The 18,870-nt window shown below is 60.2% G+C and carries 20 protein-coding genes; 11 read left to right on the top strand and 9 right to left on the bottom strand.

What is annotated here, in order from left to right; genetic code table 11:
* Nucleotides 1-61: 61 nt before the first annotated feature.
* Nucleotides 62-1,129: a diguanylate cyclase domain-containing protein gene (locus ACZZ0A_RS14165; RefSeq protein WP_463543343.1), complete on the bottom strand. Its 1,068-nt coding sequence runs from the start codon at nt 1,127-1,129 to the stop codon at nt 62-64.
* 162 nt (nt 1,130-1,291) lie between these two features.
* Between ACZZ0A_RS14165 and ACZZ0A_RS14160 the strand changes: the two genes are divergently transcribed.
* Both ACZZ0A_RS14160 and ACZZ0A_RS14155 read left to right on the top strand, forming a co-directional pair.
* Nucleotides 1,292-1,630 (top strand): FKBP-type peptidyl-prolyl cis-trans isomerase, encoded by a 339-nt coding sequence (locus tag ACZZ0A_RS14160; protein ID WP_053121462.1) that lies wholly within the window; start codon nt 1,292-1,294, stop codon nt 1,628-1,630.
* A gap of 35 nt (nt 1,631-1,665) precedes the next feature.
* Nucleotides 1,666-2,076 (top strand): hypothetical protein, encoded by a 411-nt coding sequence (locus tag ACZZ0A_RS14155; RefSeq protein WP_007915052.1) that lies wholly within the window; start codon nt 1,666-1,668, stop codon nt 2,074-2,076.
* A 142-nt stretch (nt 2,077-2,218) separates the two neighbouring features.
* On the opposite strand, the gene ACZZ0A_RS14150 is transcribed toward ACZZ0A_RS14155, so the two are convergent.
* From ACZZ0A_RS14150 to ftrA, 3 genes are all read right to left on the bottom strand, one after another.
* A complete protein-coding gene (locus tag ACZZ0A_RS14150; protein ID WP_463543342.1) occupies nt 2,219-2,488 on the bottom strand; it encodes a hypothetical protein in 270 nt (89 codons plus the stop codon).
* Between the two features lie 2 nt (nt 2,489-2,490).
* Nucleotides 2,491-2,871, bottom strand: a complete 381-nt coding sequence (locus tag ACZZ0A_RS14145; RefSeq protein WP_320337627.1) for a DUF6124 family protein — start codon at nt 2,869-2,871, stop codon at nt 2,491-2,493.
* Nucleotides 2,872-3,311: 440 nt separating this feature from the next.
* On the bottom strand, nt 3,312-4,286 hold the full coding sequence (gene ftrA, locus ACZZ0A_RS14140) for a transcriptional regulator FtrA (RefSeq protein ID WP_463543341.1): 975 nt from the start codon (nt 4,284-4,286) through the stop codon (nt 3,312-3,314).
* 101 nt (nt 4,287-4,387) lie between these two features.
* Here ftrA and ACZZ0A_RS14135 point away from each other — a divergent pair, with 101 nt between their 5' ends.
* The 4 genes from ACZZ0A_RS14135 (at nt 4,388) to ACZZ0A_RS14120 (ending at nt 8,182) form a co-directional block, all read left to right on the top strand.
* A complete protein-coding gene (locus tag ACZZ0A_RS14135; RefSeq protein WP_463543340.1) occupies nt 4,388-4,816 on the top strand; it encodes a rhodanese-like domain-containing protein in 429 nt (142 codons plus the stop codon).
* A gap of 247 nt (nt 4,817-5,063) precedes the next feature.
* Nucleotides 5,064-5,843 (top strand): ABC transporter substrate-binding protein, encoded by a 780-nt coding sequence (locus ACZZ0A_RS14130; protein ID WP_016984244.1) that lies wholly within the window; start codon nt 5,064-5,066, stop codon nt 5,841-5,843.
* Between the two features lie 187 nt (nt 5,844-6,030).
* Complete coding sequence (locus ACZZ0A_RS14125) at nt 6,031-7,143, top strand: succinylglutamate desuccinylase/aspartoacylase family protein (RefSeq protein WP_463543339.1); 1,113 nt, start codon at nt 6,031-6,033, stop codon at nt 7,141-7,143.
* A gap of 322 nt (nt 7,144-7,465) precedes the next feature.
* Complete coding sequence (locus tag ACZZ0A_RS14120; RefSeq protein WP_463543338.1) at nt 7,466-8,182, top strand: alpha/beta hydrolase; 717 nt, start codon at nt 7,466-7,468, stop codon at nt 8,180-8,182.
* Here the strand turns inward: ACZZ0A_RS14120 and ACZZ0A_RS14115 are convergent.
* Nucleotides 8,172-8,729: a DcrB/PsbP domain-containing protein gene (locus tag ACZZ0A_RS14115; protein ID WP_034156140.1), complete on the bottom strand. Its 558-nt coding sequence runs from the start codon at nt 8,727-8,729 to the stop codon at nt 8,172-8,174. The two genes, ACZZ0A_RS14120 and ACZZ0A_RS14115, sit on opposite strands and share 11 nt — an antisense overlap.
* An 84-nt stretch (nt 8,730-8,813) precedes the next feature.
* The gene (locus ACZZ0A_RS14110; protein ID WP_463543337.1) at nt 8,814-9,587 is read right to left on the bottom strand and encodes a hypothetical protein; all 774 of its coding nucleotides are present in this window, start codon (nt 9,585-9,587) and stop codon (nt 8,814-8,816) included.
* Nucleotides 9,588-9,734: 147 nt separating this feature from the next.
* On the opposite strand from ACZZ0A_RS14110, the gene ACZZ0A_RS14105 reads away from it, so the two are divergent.
* Nucleotides 9,735-10,271 (top strand): chalcone isomerase family protein, encoded by a 537-nt coding sequence (locus ACZZ0A_RS14105; protein ID WP_007915066.1) that lies wholly within the window; start codon nt 9,735-9,737, stop codon nt 10,269-10,271.
* A 71-nt stretch (nt 10,272-10,342) separates the two neighbouring features.
* Nucleotides 10,343-11,662, top strand: a complete 1,320-nt coding sequence (locus tag ACZZ0A_RS14100) for an Nramp family divalent metal transporter (protein ID WP_095113623.1) — start codon at nt 10,343-10,345, stop codon at nt 11,660-11,662.
* Nucleotides 11,663-11,792: 130 nt separating this feature from the next.
* On the opposite strand, the gene ACZZ0A_RS14095 is transcribed toward ACZZ0A_RS14100, so the two are convergent.
* Nucleotides 11,793-12,896 carry a cytochrome P450 gene (locus ACZZ0A_RS14095; protein ID WP_463543336.1) on the bottom strand — a complete coding sequence of 368 codons (1,104 nt, stop codon included), beginning with the start codon at nt 12,894-12,896 and terminating at the stop codon, nt 11,793-11,795.
* A gap of 79 nt (nt 12,897-12,975) precedes the next feature.
* On the opposite strand from ACZZ0A_RS14095, the gene ACZZ0A_RS14090 reads away from it, so the two are divergent.
* The 3 genes from ACZZ0A_RS14090 to ACZZ0A_RS14080 all read left to right on the top strand — a co-directional run bounded on the left by ACZZ0A_RS14090 (nt 12,976) and on the right by ACZZ0A_RS14080 (nt 15,926).
* Nucleotides 12,976-13,728, top strand: coding sequence for an ArsR/SmtB family transcription factor (locus tag ACZZ0A_RS14090; RefSeq protein ID WP_095113621.1), 753 nt, complete (start codon nt 12,976-12,978; stop codon nt 13,726-13,728).
* A 156-nt stretch (nt 13,729-13,884) separates the two neighbouring features.
* On the top strand, nt 13,885-15,105 hold the full coding sequence (locus ACZZ0A_RS14085) for a putative DNA modification/repair radical SAM protein (RefSeq protein ID WP_463543335.1): 1,221 nt from the start codon (nt 13,885-13,887) through the stop codon (nt 15,103-15,105).
* On the top strand, nt 15,102-15,926 hold the full coding sequence (locus ACZZ0A_RS14080; protein ID WP_007915072.1) for a TIGR03915 family putative DNA repair protein: 825 nt from the start codon (nt 15,102-15,104) through the stop codon (nt 15,924-15,926). The genes ACZZ0A_RS14085 and ACZZ0A_RS14080 overlap by 4 nt, the downstream gene beginning before the upstream one ends.
* Before the next feature lie 298 nt (nt 15,927-16,224).
* Here ACZZ0A_RS14080 and ACZZ0A_RS14075 read toward each other — a convergent pair whose 3' ends face one another.
* On the bottom strand, nt 16,225-17,244 hold the full coding sequence (locus tag ACZZ0A_RS14075; protein WP_007915073.1) for a branched-chain amino acid aminotransferase: 1,020 nt from the start codon (nt 17,242-17,244) through the stop codon (nt 16,225-16,227).
* A gap of 245 nt (nt 17,245-17,489) precedes the next feature.
* A complete protein-coding gene (gene lpdA / locus ACZZ0A_RS14070; protein WP_463543334.1) occupies nt 17,490-18,863 on the bottom strand; it encodes a dihydrolipoyl dehydrogenase in 1,374 nt (457 codons plus the stop codon).
* Nucleotides 18,864-18,870 lie beyond the last annotated feature (7 nt).

Raw genomic sequence — 18,870 nt, 5'->3', positions numbered from 1 at the left:
GCAACGCTCGAGGCTTTTTCGCGAGTAACACAATGGTGTTTGGTGTGACTGGCATCTGAATTTATACGTGACTGAACACCTGCCCACCCCCCAGCCGATACTGATTATTGCCACTGCGCTTGGCCTCATACATCGCCAGATCTGCGACGTGCAGCAAGCGATCCATGGCTGTCGCATGGTCCGGAAACACCGCCACGCCAAGGCTGGTGCCGATGTGGCGCTGGTCGTTGCCGATGCTGATCGGGGGCGACAGTTCGATGAAGATTTTCTGGCAGATGCTGCGAGCTTCGTCCTGCAAGCTCAGGCTCGGCGCCAGGCCTTGCAGGATCACCACAAACTCATCGCCGCCAATGCGCGCGACGGTGTCGGTGACACGCAGGATGCGTTTCAGCCGCGTGGCCATGGTGATCAGCACCCGGTCGCCGGCGGCATGGCCGTAGCGGTCGTTGATGGTTTTGAAACCGTTGAGGTCGACGAACACCAGTGCGACACGAGTCTCGGTCTCGCGAGCTTGATCCAGCGCTTCGGACAAGCGTTGTTCCAGCACTAGGCGATTGGGCAGGCCGGTCAGCGGATCGAAGTGAGCGAGGTGTTGCAGGTAGCTGGCCGAGGCTTTTTCTTCGGTGATGTCGCGCACCACACCCATCATTTTCACCACCGCGTCGTGGTCGTTGCGCACCACGTTGCCGGTTTCCCGCAGCCAGCGAATCGTGCCGTCGGGCCACACCACGCGGTATTCCTCGTCGTGATTTTCGCCGGTCTCCAGGCAGCGCAGTTCGCCCTCGCGCACCTTGGTGCGATCGTCCGGATGCACGCAGGAACAAAACAGCGCATAGGACGGTGTGATTTCGCCGATCTTGAACCCGAACATGCCGTAAATCGCATCCGACCAGTACAGCCGATCCGTGTCGACTTCCCAGTCCCAAGTGCCGATGCGCGCAAAGTACTGGCTGCGTTTGAAGCGCTCGACGTCGCCGTCCTGCTGAATGTGTTGGCCATCGGCGGCCCGTCTCAGCAGATCCCGATACTGCGCGAGCTGCCTGCGCAAATCGCGTTCGCGCCACAGCAGCAATGCGATGACGGTCAGCATGATCACGCCCACGGCGAGGCTGATCCAGAACAGAGTCATTCGGGTGCTGCCAGCATGGCGAATCGATCCGTAGAGTAGTGGCGGTTGGCTATGTTAATGCTTCAATACTCGGTTCGGATACATGTTGATCTGCGCTGGCAGGTTGCCAATCCCCGGCATTTCTGGGAAAACGGCGGCCGGCTGAACAATAGAGTGAATGTTATGAATGATGAACTGCAGGTAATCGATCTTCAGGTCGGCGAAGGCAAAGCCGCCGTCAAAGGCGCGCTGATCACCACCCAATACACCGGATGGCTGGAAGACGGCAGCGAGTTCGATTCTTCCTACAGCCGTGGCAAACCTTTTCAGTGTGTGATTGGCACCGGGCGGGTGATCAAGGGTTGGGATCAGGGCTTGATGGGCATGCAGGTGGGGGGCAAGCGAAAATTGCTGGTGCCGGCGCATTTGGGCTATGGCGAGCGGACGATGGGCAAGATCCCGCCGAATTCGAATCTGGTGTTTGAGATTGAGTTGTTGGAAGTGTTGACGCGGGAGGATTGAAACCGGGTCGTTTTTTACGCTTGGGAATAAATGCGATGGATGTGTGGCAGTGGGTTTCACAAGTTGCCGATTGGCTGGTGGAGAGGCATGCCTCGCGCAGAGGATCGACTTACAACTACATGTATTTCGTTTCCGCTGCCACTGCAGTTGGCAGTTGGGTAGTCGCGAAAGAACTGCTCGCCAAACGCAAGGCCCTAAAAGCAAGCGTGTCTGAAGCTCTGCAAAATGAAACGTTACGTGCGATGTCCTTTGCTCAGGAGGATGGGCGACCAGTCAAACGCACTGCGACGTTGGTCCGACAGGAAGAAACCTTTTTCGTCACGGTCATTCGTCATGACGATGAAGAACGCGTGGAGTCATCCAGTGAAGCGTTGCACTCGCTGGACGATGTCGACGTTTACTTGCGTGACCACACACCCTTTATCCTCGCGGATTTTCGAGCTTAGTGACTCACGCGCCCGATGCAGAAAGAACGCTTTCGCGAGCAGGCTCGCTCCCACATTGGAACGGCGGTGTACTCGAATGCCGCGAGTAACCGTGAACACCTGTGGGAGCGAGCCTGCTCGCGAAGAACGATCACGCGGTCAATCAGGCTGCGTGTGCCATTTCGGCCAGTGTGTCGGCCACGGTTTTTTGCAGTGAGGGGAACCGGCGTGTCACGCGGCGCAGTGCGGGCAGCACGGCGTCGATTTCCAGTTCATCGAGTTGGGGAAGGGCGGTGACGGCGGAGGCGACGATGGATTCGCGTTCGCTTTCGAACAGCACCAGGCAGGCGTTCTGTGCCCAGCGTCCGTCCCGTTCGTTGAAGCCCATGGCCACCAGTGCCGCGACGACTTGTGCATCTGTTTTGATGGACATGTTTATTGCCTCAGTGCGGGTTCGATTTTGTCGAGGGCGCGGTTGACCGCGAGTTCGCCGAGCATGACCACTTGCTGGATGCCGAGCACGGTGTTGCGGTAGGGCGAGTCGAGCAGGGCGGCGAAGTCGCTGAGCATGATGCTGGCCGAGGCCATGGATTCGCAGGCGTGGGCCATGAGGTCTTCGGCGCCGGTGTTGGGGTCGACGAGGAACATGGTGCTGGGTCTGCGCGGTGGTGACGGCGGTGTGGGTTTCAGATAGTGATCGAGGGCGCGTTCGGCGGCTTCGTGGAGTTTTCTGGAGCCCGGTTCGGAGTAGGGGGACGTTGGATTTGGATCTATTTCCGCTTCTGTTTCGGGCGGATTCGGCGTTATTTTGAACATTTCTTAGAACCTTTTAATGAGGCCGACACGTTCATTGCGACTAAACAAATGGGTGGCAGCTATGCGCAGGTTAGTCGACCGGTGGTTCTAAGCAGTCCCGGCGCACCCGAAGGCGCCCTGCGCACAGCTACCATTAAGCTCAGGCGCGAGAATGCCTGACTGAACGGACTGTATGCTGCCAATAAACCACCGAGCGACTAAACCCGATCACTGAACATTCAGTGACGCGAACCAAGTTACCGGCAGCCCCCAAGCCGCACAAGCCGGCGGATTCTGGCGTAGTTGTAGGCAAAGGCGCAAGGCGCTGTAGCCTCATGGCTGATGTCTAAATGATGCTGCGTTTGACTGGGCGCCTTCGCGAGCAGGCTCGCTCCCACAGGGGGAATGCATTCCCAAACTGTGGGAGCGAGCCTGCTCGCGAAGGCGCCTTTAAAATCACCTCAGGACTCAACCCTCACGCCGCGCCCAAACCGCTCCCGATACACCGACGGCGGCACGCCTACCACGCCGCGAAACGCCACACGAAAACTCTCCACTGACCGATAACCGCAACGCTCGGCAATCTGCTCGGTGTTATGCGGCGTGCTCTCCAGCAACTCCCGCGCCCGCGCCAACCGTTCATGCTGCAACCACGCCTTTGGCGACTGCCCACTGGCCTCGGTAAAACGCCGCAGAAACGTACGCTCACTCATCGCCGCTTCACTGGCCAGATCACGCACTTCCAGCGGTTCATGCAAACGCTCGCGCGCCCATTGCATCACCCGCGACAGATCGTTGCGCGGCGTCGGGCTGACCGGGGTTGGAATGAATTGCGCCTGACCGCCGGTGCGTTGCGGCGACATTACCAGTCGCCGCGCCACCGAGTTGGCGACCTGCGTGCCGAAGTCCCGCGCCACCAGATGCAGGCAGGCATCGATCCCGGCGGCGCTACCGGCCGAGGTGATCAACTGACCGGAATCGACGTAAAGCACATCCGGATCGACGGCAATCGCCGGGAAGCGCTGCGCCAGTTCCGCCGTGTAACGCCAGTGAGTGGTGGCGCCGTGGCCGTCGAGCAGACCGGTGGCCGCCAGCACAAATACACCGGAGCAGATCGACAGCAATCGCGCACCTCGGGCATGGGCCTGGCACAGCGCGTCGATCAATGCTGGAGGCACCGCCGCGTTGCGATCGCGCCAGCCGGGAATGATGATGGTGCGCGCCTCGGCCAACAATTCCAGGCCGCCATCGGCCAGCACCTGAATCCCGCCCAAGGCGCGCATCGGGCCTTGATCGACCGCCGCTATGGCGTGGGAGTACCACGGGAAATCGAACTCCGGCCGGGTCAGGCCAAAGACCTCCACGGCGATGCCAAATTCGAATGTGCAGAGGCCGTCGTAGGCCAGAATCGCAACCAGACCTGGTGATATCGGCATTTGGCGGAAAATTCCCGGTGAGTGTCTTGTGCGCCACTGTAGCCGCAAGCGACCGCTCGATAAAGTCTGTTCACACCCGTTCAGATAAAGGAGCAACACCCATGGTCAGTCTGGTTCGCGACATCCCTGCGGCACCGTCGGCGATCGCCCTGATGCACTTCAGTAATCGTCTGACTTTCGAGACCGATTGTTCCGATGTCTTCAGTAGCCAGGAGGCTGGCGAGATCGATTTTGTCTTGGTCGACGTCCGTGGCCCGCTGGCCTTTGAGCGCGGGCATGTGCCGGGGGCGATCAATATTCCGAACCGGTTGCTGACGGCGGCAGAACTGGCCAGCTACCCGAAAACCACGCTGTTCGTGGTCTATTGCGCCGGCCCTCACTGCAACGGCGCGAACAAGGCAGCGGTGAAACTGGCGGCGCTGGGTTATCCGGTTAAGGAGATGATCGGCGGGGTTACCGGATGGCTCGATGAAGGCTTTCAACTGAGCGTTGAGCACGCCGCCAAAACCGCAATCGGCTGCGAATGCTGACGTTCTTTTAAGAGAATTCCTGAGCAAAAAAAGCGCTTGTCCTACAGCCTTTGCACCACGACGGCGCACCCGTTGACCCCGGTCAATCGGTGCGCCGATCTTTCATAAGTATTTGTCGCTTAAACACAATTTACCCTGTGCGCGCCGCCATAGACTGCCGGCCACTTCGGTTTTTGTAGCCAATTGGCCATGACCGAACGCTGAATCGAAAGCTGCCAATAAAAGCCTCCGCACACAGGAGTTATAAATGAAGAAGCTAGTGATGTTCGGTGCCCTGGCACTGTCGATGTTGTCCCTGACCGCCGTGGCCGAAGACGCCAAGCCGATCCGCATCGGTATCGAAGCCGGTTACCCGCCATTCTCGATGAAAACCCCTGACGGCAAACTCGCCGGTTTCGACGTCGACATCGGCGATGCGCTGTGCGCGCAGATGAAAGTCAAATGCACTTGGGTCGAGCAGGAATTCGATGGCCTGATCCCGGCGCTGAAAGTGAAGAAGATCGACGCGATCCTGTCGTCGATGACCATCACCGATGATCGCAAGAAGAACGTCGATTTCACCATCAAGTACTACCACACCCCGGCGCGCTTCGTGATGAAGGAAGGCTCCGGTGTCAAAGACCCGCTGACCGAGCTCAAAGGCAAGAAAGTCGGCGTGCTGCGTGCCAGTACTCACGACCGTTACGCCACCGAAGTGTTGGTGCCAGCCGGGATCGATCTGGTGCGTTACGGCTCGCAACAGGAAGCCAACCTCGACATGGTTTCCGGCCGTATCGACGCGATGCTGGCCGATTCGGTCAACCTCAGCGATGGTTTCCTGAAAACCGACGCGGGTAAAGGTTTTGAATTCGTTGGCCCGACCTACGAAGACGCCAAGTACTTCGGCGGCGGCGCCGGCATTGCGGTGCGCAAGGGCGATACCGCGCTGGCCGAGCAGTTCAACAAAGCCATCACCGAAATCCGCGCCAATGGCGAGTACAAGAAAGTCCAGGACAAGTACTTCGACTTTGATGTGTACGGCCATTAATACGCCGTAGAAAAAAGTGGCCCCGTTTGCGCGGTGGCCACTTTTTTTGCGCCCATGATTTATTCTGTTTCACACATTTCCCATGTAGGAGCTGCCGAAGGCTGCGATCTTTTGACTTTGCTTGTGAAAAACAAGATCAAAAGATCGCAGCCTTCGGCAGCTCCTACAGAAACATCGGAGTCTTCCCATGCAACGCATCGACCATGTTCTGCCTTGGAGCCACTTGGGCAGCGAGCGCTCGCTCAGCGTGTTCCGCTATGGCGCGGGCGCCCGCAAGGTGTACATCCAGGCCAGCCTGCACGCCGATGAACTGCCGGGCATGCGCACCGCGTGGGAACTCAAGCAACGCCTCAATGAGCTCGAACAGCAAGGCCGTTTGCAGGGCGTGATCGAACTGGTACCGGTGGCCAACCCGATCGGCCTCGATCAACACGTGCAAGGTGCGCACATGGGCCGTTTCGAACTCGGCAGCGGCAAAAACTTCAACCGCGCCTTCGTCGAACTCAGCGCGCCGGTCGGGGCGTTGATCGGTGAACGATTGGGCACTGACGCCGAGGCCAACGTCGCGCTGATCCGCCAAGCCATGGGCCAGGTATTCGATGAGCTGCCGGCGCCGGCCTCGCAACTGGAAGCGTTGCATCGTTTGTTGCTGAGCCATGCCTGCGATGCCGACATCACCCTCGATCTGCATTGTGATTTCGACGCGGCGATTCATTTGTACGCGCTGCCGCAGCACTGGCCACAGTGGCAATCGCTGGCGGCACGTTTGCAGGCCGGCGTGGCGTTGCTATGTGAAGATTCCGGCGGCAGTTCGTTCGATGAATCCTGCTCGACGCCGTGGCTGCGTCTGGCGCGGGCGTTCCCCAACGCCGCGATTCCGGCGGCGAATCTGGCGACCACGCTGGAACTGGGCAGCATGGGCGATACCCGGGTCGATCAGGCGCAGGCCAATTGCGAGGCGATCCTCGGTTTCCTTGCTGAGCAGGGTTTCATCAGCGGCGAGTGGCCGGCGGCGCCGAGCGAGTGCTGTGAAGGCCTACCGTTCGAGGGCACCGAATACCTGTTCGCGCCGCACCATGGCGTGGTGAGTTTTCTGCGCAATGCTGGCGAGTGGGTGGAGAAGGGTGATGCGCTGTTTGAGGTGGTCGATCCGTTGCAGGATCGCGTGACCACCGTGCGCGCGGGCACCAGTGGCGTGCTGTTTGCGCTGGATCGCGGGCGCTACACCGAGCCGGGGATCTGGCAGGCGAAAGTGGCGGGGCGGGTGGCGTTTCGTACAGGGAAATTAACCAACGACTGACGGATCGTCACTGGATTCACCGGCCCTTTCGCGAGCAGGCTCGCTCCCACCCTGGAAATGCATTCCCCCTGTGGGAGCGAGCCTGCTCGCGAAGGGGCCATCAGCAAACCCAATATATAAACCTTCATTGGGGGTACTGGCCTCATCGCTGGCAAGCCAGCTCCCACAGTGATTGAAGGTGTTCACAAACATTGTGTTCACACAAATCCTGTGGGAGCTGGCTTGCCAGCGATGGCGGCATCGACAGCACCACCGAATTTGGATCTTCGCCGCAGGATGTTAGGCTCCCCCCCGAACCCGACACTCCGTGAAGGAAGGCTCTATGTTGAAGATCTTTGCTCTGTTGACCCTGCTGGCGTCCACTGCTGTGCAGGCGCAAACCACGCTGCAATCCGATCTGCCACTCAAGTACCTCGAACTGGTTCACGCCGATGCCGAACCGCGGCCGCTGGTGATTTTCCTGCACGGCTACGGCAGTAACGAAGCCGATCTGATCGGCATGAAATTTCAGCTGCCGGTGCAATACAACTACCTGTCGGTGCAGGCGCCGCTGTCGCTCGGTGAAGGACGTTTCCAGTGGTTTCGCAAGAAGGGTGAAGGCGCCTACAACGGCGAGACCGATGATCTGAAGGTCAGCGGCCAGAAGCTGCGCGACTTTATCGCGCAAGCAGCGAAGAAATATCACACCACACCGGACAAGGTGTACCTGATCGGTTTCAGCCAGGGCGCGATGATGACCTACGAGGTCGGGCTGCGGCCGCCAGTGGCGGTCGGCGGGATCGCGGCGTTGAGCGGGCGTTTATTGCCAGTGTTGAAGGCTGAACTTAAAAGCGAACAGCAGCCGTTGCCGCTGAACATCTTTATCGGCCACGGCACCGCCGATGATCCGGTGCCGTATAAGAACGGCACCGAGGCCAACGCTCAGTTACAGAAACTCGGTTATAAACCGCAGTTCCATGCCTATCCCGGCGTCGGCCACAGCATCAGTGCGGCCGAGCTGCGCGACTTGAACGGCTGGTTGCAGCAGCTCAATCCTTGAGGATGGTTTTCACCAGGGCATCGTGACCCTTCTTGTCGCTGGCGCGGGAGATCACCTGCACCAGCGCCATCTTCGTGCCGGAGCCGGCCATCAGCGTGGTGTTGAGGGTCTGGCCGCCGCCCTGGGTGGCGGTGCTGTCGACCTGACGCAAGCCAAGGCCGGTGCCTTTCTGGGTCAGGCTCTTTTCGCTGAGCTTGTTGAAGTCCGGCAGCGCTTTGCGCTGGTCTTCGATGAAGCTCGACACGCTGCCGTCGAGGAACTGGCCGTCGTTGTCCTTGACGTGCTGGCCTTCGGGGATCTTGTTTTCAGCGGTAATGACCACGGTTTTTGTGGCCTCGTTGGTGTACATGGTGCCCGTGGTCCCGCTCGGGCTGGTCGGCAGCGGGTCAGCGACGAAACCTTTTGGCAGCACAAAGGTGAACTTGCCCTCGAGCATCGAGACTTTCTCGGTGCCGGCATTTTTCTTGGCCGCTTGCGCGTGGAGGGCGCCGAAACCGGCGAGGGCCGCCACCAACAGAACGACGGCTTTTTTGCTCAACAATGACATGTGAATCTCCGGTGGATGGTCGCGCGAGGCGGGCGATCATCCCACGGAGGGGGCCGGGCGTTCCAGCGCGAATCATCCGAGTGGTTATTGCGCCTGCGCTTTCGCCAGCGGAAGGGCCAACAGGCGTTTGGTCACGCCGAGCATGGCCACCGACACTGCGACACCGACGGCGAATCCACTCAGCCCCATGCTTGGCAAGGTCAGCGCCGAGACCAGACAAAACGCCGAAAACGAATACATGCCGGTCGCCGTCGCCCGTAACAATGCAGCGGTAAATGCCGGGCCGCGCGTTTGTTGCGAGAACACCGCCATGACACTGCCGAGCACCGGAAATACCGCGAGCAAACCGCTCCAGCGCTCGCCGACGGTGCTGGCGAGCATCGTCACCACCAGGGTCAACGCGGCGCCGGCGATCATCCGCCAGATCAGTTTGTCCGACTTCGGCGCCGTGCCGCTGAGCACCGGTTGCACTGTGGGAAACAGATAAGGCGATGCCAGCAACGCAATCGCCGCCGCTGCTACGGAAAACGGCAGCGACGCCGGGATCAGCGACAACACCCAAGCGATGACGGCCCACACCGACAGCGACGCCGTCAGCGCCAACGGCCAGTTCGCCCGTTGCGCGACCTGCGCGTAGGTGATGCAGAACGCAATCATCGCGAACATCGCCGATAACGCCGCCACCGCCGACTGCGCGGCAAACCCCGGACCCTGCTCGATGGCGAGGAAAAACAGAATCGGCCCGACCACCACCGGCAACCCCGACAGCCACCCGGCCACGCTCGGCCCCCAGCGTTTGCCCGCCAGGGAAATCAGCAGCAGAAAACCGGGAATCAGCAGCAGTTTGAGGATCAGCACGCAGGAGTCTCCATCCGTTGAAGGTTCGCCACGTTAGCATTGTCGATCGGCGATTGCTGCCTATGTGCGCAGTTTTTGTATACAAAGTGTCGGGAGCAATACCCGACTATGCTCTGATTATCAGGGCTTGCCGGAGTCGATAACGCGATGAACAGAACACCGAAGGTGTTGCGCGGATGTTGCGGCATCGGTTTGTGGGCGCTGTTGCTGACGCCGACCTGGGCCAATTGGCAGGACGCGGTGCCCGGCGCGCAGATCATCGGTACCGGCGATTTCAGTGTGTTCGGTTTCGATGTCTACAACGCGCGCCTGTGGAGTGCCGCGCGGCCCCTGGTCGACGGCCAGCCGTTTGCGTTGGAGTTGATTTACCGCCGTAACATTTCTCGCGACGATCTGGTCAAGGCCAGCGTCGATGAAATCAAACGTCTGGCCGGTGCCCGCGTCAGCCCGGCGCAATTGGCCGGGTGGCAGGTACAGATGCAGCAATCGTTCGTCGATGTGCAGGCTGGCACGCGGATTACCGGCGTGTATTTGCCGGGGCAGGGCGCGCGGTTTTTTGTCGGCCAGCAATTGCAGCACGAGATTGATGATCCGCTGTTTGCCCGGGCGTTTTTCGATATCTGGCTCGATCCGCGCACACGCAATCCTGAGCTGCGCGAGCAGTTGTTGGGGGTGAGTCGATAGATTCTTTTGCGCTTCAAGGCTGTGGCGGAAACCTCTAAGCTGCGTCTTTCGACTTGTTTCTGGATGTGTGCGTGAAATTCAGCTTGCCCAAAATCGCCACCGCGCCGTTTTGCCCGCCGGAAGTGGCCGGCAGTGTCGCGGTTGATCCCAATGCCTCATTCTTCAAACGCGTGCTGCGTTTCGCCGGCCCCGGGTTGCTGGTGTCGATCGGTTACATGGATCCGGGCAACTGGGCCACCGCCATCGAGGCCGGTTCACGCTTCGGTTACAGCCTGTTGTTCGTGGTGTTGCTGGCGAGTCTGGCGGGCATGGTCGTGCAGTGCCTGTGCTCGCGACTGGGCATCGCCACCGGGCGCGACCTGGCGCAGCTGTCGCGCGAGCGCTACAGCACACCGACCGCGCGCCTGCAGTGGGTGTTGGCGGAAATCTCGATCATCGCCACCGATTTGGCCGAAGTGCTCGGCTGCGCATTGGCGTTCCACTTGCTGCTTGGTTGTTCGTTGACCTTCGGCATTGCCCTGACGGCGTTCGACACCTTGCTGGTGCTGGCCCTGCAAAATCGCGGTTTCCGCAGACTGGAAGCGATCATGCTGGTGCTGGTTGCAACCATCGGCGTGTGTTTTTTCGTTGAACTGTTGCTGATCAAACCGTACTGGCCCGACGTCGCCCAGGGTTTCAAACCGTCGCTGGCGGCGATTGGCGAGGCGGCGCCGTTGTACCTGGCGATCGGTATTCTCGGCGCGACGGTGATGCCGCATAACCTTTATCTGCATACCTCGATCGTGCAAACGCGGATGATCGGCAAGGATCTGGCGAGCAAGCAGGACGCGGTGAAACTGGCGCGCATCGACACTATCGGTTCGCTGGCCTTGGCGTTGCTGGTCAATGCGGCGATCCTGATTCTCGCGGCAGCGGCGTTTCACCAGTCCGGGCACACCGACGTGGTGGACATTCAGGACGCCTACCACTTGCTCGATCCGCTGGTGGGCGGGGCGTTGGCCAGTGTGTTGTTCGGCGTGGCGTTGCTCGCGTCGGGGCAGAGTTCGACCTTCACCGGTACCATCGCTGGCCAGGTGATCATGGAGGGTTACCTGAATCTGCGGATTCCGTGCTGGCAGCGACGCTTGATCACTCGCGGGCTGGCGTTGATTCCAGCGTTTATCGGCGTGTGGCTGATGGGCGATAACGCGATTGGCAAGTTGCTGGTGCTGAGTCAGGTGGTGTTGAGTCTGCAGTTGCCGTTTGCCCTGTATCCATTGATTCGCATGACCAATGATAAAAAGCTGATGGGGCCGTTTGTGAATCGCTGGCCGACACGGGTGTTGGCGTGGGGGTTGTTTGTGGTGATCAGCGGCGCTAACAGCTGGTTGATTTTGCAGTGGGCGGTTTGAGCCAGCATTTGCAGTGACTGGGCTGGCCTCTTCGCGAGCAGGCTCGCTCCCACAATTGCTATCGGGTGACCACAATAGTGTGCACATCCGATAACCCTGGGGGAGCGAGCTTGCTCGCGAAGGCGGACTGTCAGGCGCCCACGTCGCTGAACAGCGGAATGCGCCCATTGAGCGAAGGCTTGTAGTGCCAGTTCAGGCGATTCAGATCGGTACCGTTTTCGAGTATTTCCCTCACCGTCGCCCCGGCAATGCTCATCGCCACCGCTTGCCCCGGACACTGATGCCGACCACTGCCAAAACTGAAACTGCGGCGGTTGGCGCGCTGTGGCATAAATTCCTCCGGTCGTTCGTTAAGCGCCGGATCACGATTGGCCGAGGCCAGTAGCACCAGAATCACATCGCCTGCTTCGACCCGCACACCGGCAATCTCACAGGACGCGGCGACAAAGCGCCGGGTGTTCTGTACGGGCGGGTCGAAGCGCTGCACTTCGCTGAGCAGCGCCTCAATGGATTCGCCGCGCAGTGCTGGCTGACGACGTAGCGCCAACAGCGTGTTACCGATCAGGCCGGCGCAGGCTTCGAACGTCTGCGAACAGAGGCCGATCAGGTTGGCGATCAGGGTTTCTTCATCGCCGCTAAAGCGCTGCTGGATCGCGCCGAGAAAATCGCTGGCGGGTTCGGCGAGCAGTTCGATGAAGTAGCCGCGCAGGTGTTCGGCCGCCGCATCTGCTGCGGCCAATTGCAGGTCGTTGCTCAACGGCGACAGGCAGGCGACGAAGTCCGCCGTCAATTCACTGATCGCCCGCGCTTGCGCAGGGCTGAAACCCAGTAGCGCCGCGACCACGCACACCGGGCCTCGAAACATTGCCTTGTACACACCGTCGGCGTCCGCTGTGATCAGCCGCGTGGCAACCAGTCTGTCGACGGCCTCAAGGTCGAGCGCGGCCAACTCAGGCTCAATCGCAGAACGCGGGCAGCGCTGGCGCTCACCGTCATTCATGCGCATCAATTGGCCGAAGACCTTGCCAGCCATGCCTTTTGCAATCGCTTTGGGTACGGGTTCTTGCGCCGGACGCACCCGACAATCGGCGTGGGCCAACACCGCAGACACCGCGCGGGCGCTGCTGGCGACCCACAGTTTCAACTCCGGATGAAACGTCAGCCCACCTGCTGCGCGCAGTTGGGCGTAGTAGGGATAAGGATCGACATGCGTTGCGGCGCTGATCGGGTTCATGGTTTGCATCCTTGTCGGCGGGGAAAGTGTTGCTACTATCTCCACTGCGCAACGACGACGATTCGTCCGGGAGCGAACTATGCACGCAGAACATCAAGACATCGGCGTATCGCAGGTGGCTGCCGCCATCGCCGAGCCGGCGCGGACCAAAATTCTCTGTTCGCTGATGGACGGCCACGCCCGCACCAGCACTGAATTGGCGACGATCGCCGAAGTCAGCGCTTCTACCGCCAGTGTGCACTTGGCGAAACTCAAGGACCTGGCCCTGCTGCGCCTGCATGTGCAGGGCCGCCATCGTTATTACAGCCTTGCCGATCAGCGCGTGGCGCAGGCGCTGGAAGCGTTGATGGTGATTGGCCAGAACGCCGCGCCGACGTTCAAGCCTCACACCCCGGATCGCCTGCAATTCGCGCGCACCTGCTATGACCATATGGCCGGGACGCTGGCGGTGATGCTGCATGACCGCTTGATCGCAGCCGGTTGGCTGGTGGCAACCGACGAGCAGGCGTATCGCTTGAGTGACAGTGGCGAGGCGTTGTTTCTTGGTTTGGGAATAGACGTGCAGGATTTGACGACGCTGCGCCGCAAATTTGCCTGCCCGTGCCTGGACTGGAGCATGCGCCGACCGCATCTCGGTGGCTCGCTAGGCGCGGCGTTGTTGCAGACCGCGTTGAAGCGCAACTGGGTGACCCAGGATCTGGACAGTCGGGCGCTGGCGTTGACGGCGCTGGGGCGCAAGGAGATCAGCGCGCGGTTTGGTGTTGAGCTGCCGATTGAAAACCACAAGATCAAAGGATCGCAGCCTTCGGCAGCTCCTACATGGATTGGGTAGGGCTGAGATTTATTGGGTGTACGCGACTCCTGTAGCAGCTGCCGAAGGCTGCGATCTTTTGATTTTCAGCTTCTGACCGACGAGGGGCGCATCTGCCACCTTGTATCACCGCAGACGACCCTATACTGTATATGCAAACAGTATAGAGCCCGCGCCATGCAAATCATCGACAAGCTGAGCATCCTCGCCGACGCCGCCAAGTACGACGCCTCCTGCGCGAGCAGCGGCGCGGCCAAGCGCAGCTCCGAGGGCAAGAGCGGGCTGGGTTCGACCGATGGCATGGGCATCTGTCACAGCTACACGCCGGACGGGCGCTGCGTGTCGCTGTTGAAGATTCTGCTGACCAATTTCTGCCTTTACGATTGCCAGTACTGCGTCAACCGCCGCTCCAGTGATGTCCCGCGCGCACGCTTCACCCCCGAAGAAGTCGTCGCGCTGACCATGGATTTCTACCGGCGCAACTGCGTCAGCGGACTGTTTCTCAGTTCCGGCATCATTCGCTCGGCGGACTACACCATGGAACAACTGGTGCGGGTGGCGAAGCTGCTGCGCGAAGAGCATGAGTTTCGCGGCTACATCCATCTCAAGACCATTCCCGAAGCCGATCCGGCATTGATCGAAGAAGCAGGGCGCTACGCCGATCGCCTGAGCGTCAACATCGAACTGCCGACCGATGCCAGCCTGCAAGTGCTGGCGCCGGAGAAGGACATCACTTCGATCAAACAGGCGATGAACACCATCTACACCGGCGTGCAGACCGTGTTGAACGAACCGCGCTCGGCGAAGTTCGCTCCAGCCGGGCAGAGCACGCAATTGATTGTCGGCGCCGACGACACTGATGACAGCACCATCCTCCACAGCGCCCAGGCCTTGTACGGCAACTTCCGTCTGCGCCGGGTCTACTATTCGGCCTTCAGCCCGATCCCCGACAGCCCGAAAAGCGTGCCGCTGGCCGCGCCGCCGCTGATGCGCGAGCACCGTTTGTATCAGGCCGATTTTCTCCTGCGCAGCTATGGCTACAGCGCTGATGAATTGCTCAAGGGGCCGGGCAATCTGGCGTTGGACATCGACCCGAAACTGGCTTGGGCGTTGCAGAATCGCGAGGTGTTCCCGCTGGATCTGAACCGCGCTGAAGCGTCGTTGATCGCGCGTATTCCCGGGATTGGTTTGCGCACCACCGAACGTCTGGTCGAGCTACGTCGCCAGCGGCGCATTCGTTACGAAGACGTCGCGCGCATGCGCTGCGTGCTGGCCAAGGCCAAGCCGTTCATCATCACCAGCGACTACCACCCGCAGCAGGCCGAGGTCACCAGCCATTTGCTCTATCAGCAATTGCGCGACCGGCCGATGCCGCAGCAGATGGGGCTGTGGGGATGATCAATCTTGATTGCGACGATTTGTTCGACACCTGGCGCCAGCAGGCGCGCTGGCTGCTGAGCCATGAAGTCGATCCGAGTCTGGTGAGCTGGGCTTCGCAAGGCGTGGCTGATCTGTTTGCCAGTGATGAGCCGGTGCCTGAAGGGCAGGGGCCGTTTATGGCGAGAATCCCACGTGCACTGATCGACACCTTGGAACAAGCCTCACGCTATCGCGGCGATCAACGCTGGAGCCTGTTGTATGAAGTGTTGTGGCGCGTCAGCCACGGCGACCGCACGGCGATGATGGCCGGTGACAAACTCGGCAGTGAGTTGCAGCGACGGATCAAACAAGTGAATCGAGAAGCCCATCATCTGCATGCGTTTGTGCGTTTCATCGAACGCCCGTCATCCAGCGCAGGTCCGCAATACGTGGCGTGGCATGAGCCGGCCCACGACATACTGCACAGCGCCAGTGAGCATTTCATCGGGAGGATGGGCCGGCATCGCTGGTTGATCGCCACGCCGCGCGATGGGGTTTATTACGATGGCGAGCAACTGATCCATCAGCGTCAATGCCCGCTGGAATGGCAGCAGTTGGCGCAGAATGTCGATGATCCTCATGGTGATCTGTGGCTGACCTATTACAGCCACATCTTCAATCCGGCGCGGTTGAACGAGAAGGTCATGCAGGGGCATTTGCCGGCGCGGTTCTGGAAGAATTTGCCGGAGGGGGAGTTGATTCCAGGGTTGATTACGCAGGCGCGGATGGGCAAGCAGCAAAATGGGCAGGCGAGTGGGATTGCCAGTCGCGCAGGTAAACGGATTGCCTTGAAGAGCTAAGAGCTTACCCTCACCCCAGCCCTCCCGAAACGTCGGACCGCCCGTAGGGAGAGGGGGCCGACCGAGGTGTTCTCGCGTACTACATCGACCTGAACGATCAAGTCGAACTCAGGTTTTGAAAAGCACAAAAATCGCCTCCCTTTCCCCCTCGCCCCCCTGGGGGCGGTCCGACGTTTCGGGAGGGCTGGGGTGAGGGGGAAAGAATCTCAAGCACGCCACAAATACTGCGCCAAGCGCCATAAAAAAGCCCCCCACCAATCACTCGGTGGAGGGCTTTTCTACATAAGCAGCCGTCAGATCAAACCTTGACGATCCAACCCGCTGGCGCTTCGATGTCGCCGGTCTGCACGCCAGTCAGCTCTTTGTAAAGCTTCTGGGTCACAGGACCCACTTCGGTCTCGCTATGGAACACATGCAGATGGTCGTTGTAGCTGATGCCGCCGATCGGCGTGATTACCGCAGCAGTACCGCAAGCGCCGGCTTCCTTGAAGTCCGACAGCTTGTCGATCAGCACGTCGCCTTCAACCACTTCCAGGCCCAGACGGGTCTTGGCCAGTTCGATCAACGACAGGCGGGTGATGCCTGGCAGCACCGACGGCGAGTTCGGGGTGATGAACTTGTTGTCGTGGGTGATCCCGAAGAAGTTGGCCGAGCCGACTTCTTCGATTTTGGTGTGGGTCATCGGATCGAGATAGATCGCGTCGGCGAAGTTGGCTTTCTTCGCTTTCGAACCCGGCATCAGGCTGGCGGCGTAGTTGCCGCCGACCTTGGCTGCGCCGGTACCTTGTGGGGCGGCGCGGTCGTAGCTGGAGATCTGGAAGTTGTGTGGAGTCAGGCCGCCCTTGAAGTAAGCACCGACCGGAATGCAGAAGATCGAGAAGATGAACTCGGGTGCGGTGCGCACACCGATGTTGTCACCGACGCCGATCACGAACGGACGCAGGTACAGCGCGCCGCCAGTGCCGTACGGCGGGATAAAGCGCTCGTTGGCGCGAACCACGGCTTTGCACGCTTCGATGAACTGCTCGGTGTCGACCGTCGGCATCAGCAGACGCGCGCAGCTGCGTTGCATGCGCAGGGCGTTCTGATCGGGGCGGAACAGGTTGATCGAGCCGTCCTTGCAACGATAGGCCTTCATGCCTTCGAAGCACTGCTGGCCATAGTGAAGGGCCGTCGAGCCTTCGCTGATGTGCAGCACGTTATCTTCGGTCAGGGTGCCTTTGTCCCACTCGCCATCGCGAAAGTACGACAGATAGCGCTTGTCGGTCTTGATGTAGTCAAAACCCAGCTTGTCCCAATTGATGCTTTCGTTACCCATGACACCCTCTATCACTGAACAACCGCCGAAACGGTTCAAGGCTTCTGACGTTTTTTGGATGGGCACAACAATACTTCATTCTTGAGCGGTTTCGCAGCCGGAATTCGCTCCACTGATCGTTCCCACGCTTGATCGTTCCTACGCTCTGCGTGGGAATGCTTCATCGGACGCTCCGCGTTCGACTTTTGGGACGCAGAGCGTCCCCGGCTGCATTCCCACGCAGAGCGTGGGAACGATCAACGCAGCTACAGGTGCAACGCATGCCCCAAAGCACGCAACGCCGCTTCCTGCACCGCTTCACCCAGTGTCGGATGCGCATGAATGGTGCCGCCGATGTCTTCCAGCCGCGCGCCCATTTCCAGGCTTTGCGCAAACGCTGTCGACAACTCCGACACGCCAACGCCCACAGCCTGCCAGCCAACAATCACATGATTATCCCGACGAGCGACCACGCGCACGAAGCCGCTTTTCGACTCCAGCGTCATCGCCCGACCATTGGCGGCGAACGGGAAGCTGGAAACAATGCAGTCCAGACCCGCAGCTTTAGCCTCGTCCGGCGTCTTGCCGACCACCACCAGTTCCGGGTCGGTGAAGCACACGGCAGCGATGGCGGTCGGGTTGAATTCACGGGTCTTGCCGCTGATCAACTCGGCAACCATTTCGCCTTGGGCCATGGCGCGGTGGGCCAGCATCGGCTCGCCGCTCAGATCGCCGATGGCGTAAACGTTGCGCATACTGGTCTGGCAGCGGCTGTCGATCTTGATCGCCGAACCGTTCATATCCAGATTCAGCGCTTCGAGGTTCCAGCCCTGGGTATTCGGTTTGCGGCCGACGGCGACCAGCACCTGATCGGTTTCCAGGTTGAGGGTTTCGCCCTCAGGGTCGCGCACCTGCAACGTGCCATCGAAACCCAGCACGCTGTGTTTCAAATACAACTTAACGCCCAGTTGCTTCAACGCGTCATGCACCGGTTGCGTCAGCTCCGCATCATAGGCCGGCAAGATACGATCCTGCGCCTCGACCACACTGACCTCGGCGCCAAGCTTGCGATAAGCAATGCCCAGTTCCAGACCGATGTAACCACCGCCAACTACGACGAGGCGTTTCGGCACGGATGTCGGCGCCAGCGCTTCGGTGGAGGAGATGATCGGCCCGCCAATCGGCAGGATCGGCAGATTGACGCTGGTCGAACCGGTGGCCAGCACCAAGTGCTCGCACTGGATGCGCGTGTCGCCGACATCCACGGTTTTACCGTCGATGACTTTGGCCCAGCCATTGATGACCTGAACCTTGTTCTTTTTCAGCAAGGCAGCGACGCCGGTGGTCAGGCGATCAACAATGCCGTCCTTCCACTCGACGCTTTTAGTGATGTCGAGGCTCGGCGCGGCAACGCTGATGCCCAGCGCCGAATGCTGGCTGTGGTGCTGGGTCTGGTGAAACTGCTCAGCCACATGAATCAGCGCTTTCGACGGGATGCAGCCGATGTTCAGGCAGGTGCCGCCCAGCGATCGGCCTTCGACCAGAATCGTTGGAATGCCCAGTTGCCCGGCGCGGATCGCCGTCACATAACCGCCAGGGCCGCCGCCGATGATCAGCAGCGTAGTGTTCAGAGATTGCATGCGCGCC

Source organism: Pseudomonas sp. AC242 (genome assembly GCF_979258655.1).
This window is presented reverse-complemented; position numbering and strand designations above follow the sequence as displayed.

Coding starts and splice junctions, on each gene's coding strand:
- ACZZ0A_RS14165 (WP_463543343.1), bottom strand. CDS start 1,129: ATGACTCTGTTCTGGATCAGCCTCGCCGTGGGCGTGATCATGCTGACC.
- ACZZ0A_RS14160 (WP_053121462.1), top strand. CDS start 1,292: ATGAATGATGAACTGCAGGTAATCGATCTTCAGGTCGGCGAAGGCAAA.
- ACZZ0A_RS14155 (WP_007915052.1), top strand. CDS start 1,666: ATGGATGTGTGGCAGTGGGTTTCACAAGTTGCCGATTGGCTGGTGGAG.
- ACZZ0A_RS14150 (WP_463543342.1), bottom strand. CDS start 2,488: ATGTCCATCAAAACAGATGCACAAGTCGTCGCGGCACTGGTGGCCATG.
- ACZZ0A_RS14145 (WP_320337627.1), bottom strand. CDS start 2,871: ATGTTCAAAATAACGCCGAATCCGCCCGAAACAGAAGCGGAAATAGAT.
- ftrA (WP_463543341.1), bottom strand. CDS start 4,286: ATGCCGATATCACCAGGTCTGGTTGCGATTCTGGCCTACGACGGCCTC.
- ACZZ0A_RS14135 (WP_463543340.1), top strand. CDS start 4,388: ATGGTCAGTCTGGTTCGCGACATCCCTGCGGCACCGTCGGCGATCGCC.
- ACZZ0A_RS14130 (WP_016984244.1), top strand. CDS start 5,064: ATGAAGAAGCTAGTGATGTTCGGTGCCCTGGCACTGTCGATGTTGTCC.
- ACZZ0A_RS14125 (WP_463543339.1), top strand. CDS start 6,031: ATGCAACGCATCGACCATGTTCTGCCTTGGAGCCACTTGGGCAGCGAG.
- ACZZ0A_RS14120 (WP_463543338.1), top strand. CDS start 7,466: ATGTTGAAGATCTTTGCTCTGTTGACCCTGCTGGCGTCCACTGCTGTG.
- ACZZ0A_RS14115 (WP_034156140.1), bottom strand. CDS start 8,729: ATGTCATTGTTGAGCAAAAAAGCCGTCGTTCTGTTGGTGGCGGCCCTC.
- ACZZ0A_RS14105 (WP_007915066.1), top strand. CDS start 9,735: ATGAACAGAACACCGAAGGTGTTGCGCGGATGTTGCGGCATCGGTTTG.
- ACZZ0A_RS14095 (WP_463543336.1), bottom strand. CDS start 12,896: ATGAACCCGATCAGCGCCGCAACGCATGTCGATCCTTATCCCTACTAC.
- ACZZ0A_RS14090 (WP_095113621.1), top strand. CDS start 12,976: ATGCACGCAGAACATCAAGACATCGGCGTATCGCAGGTGGCTGCCGCC.
- ACZZ0A_RS14085 (WP_463543335.1), top strand. CDS start 13,885: ATGCAAATCATCGACAAGCTGAGCATCCTCGCCGACGCCGCCAAGTAC.
- ACZZ0A_RS14080 (WP_007915072.1), top strand. CDS start 15,102: ATGATCAATCTTGATTGCGACGATTTGTTCGACACCTGGCGCCAGCAG.
- ACZZ0A_RS14075 (WP_007915073.1), bottom strand. CDS start 17,244: ATGGGTAACGAAAGCATCAATTGGGACAAGCTGGGTTTTGACTACATC.
- lpdA (WP_463543334.1), bottom strand. CDS start 18,863: ATGCAATCTCTGAACACTACGCTGCTGATCATCGGCGGCGGCCCTGGC.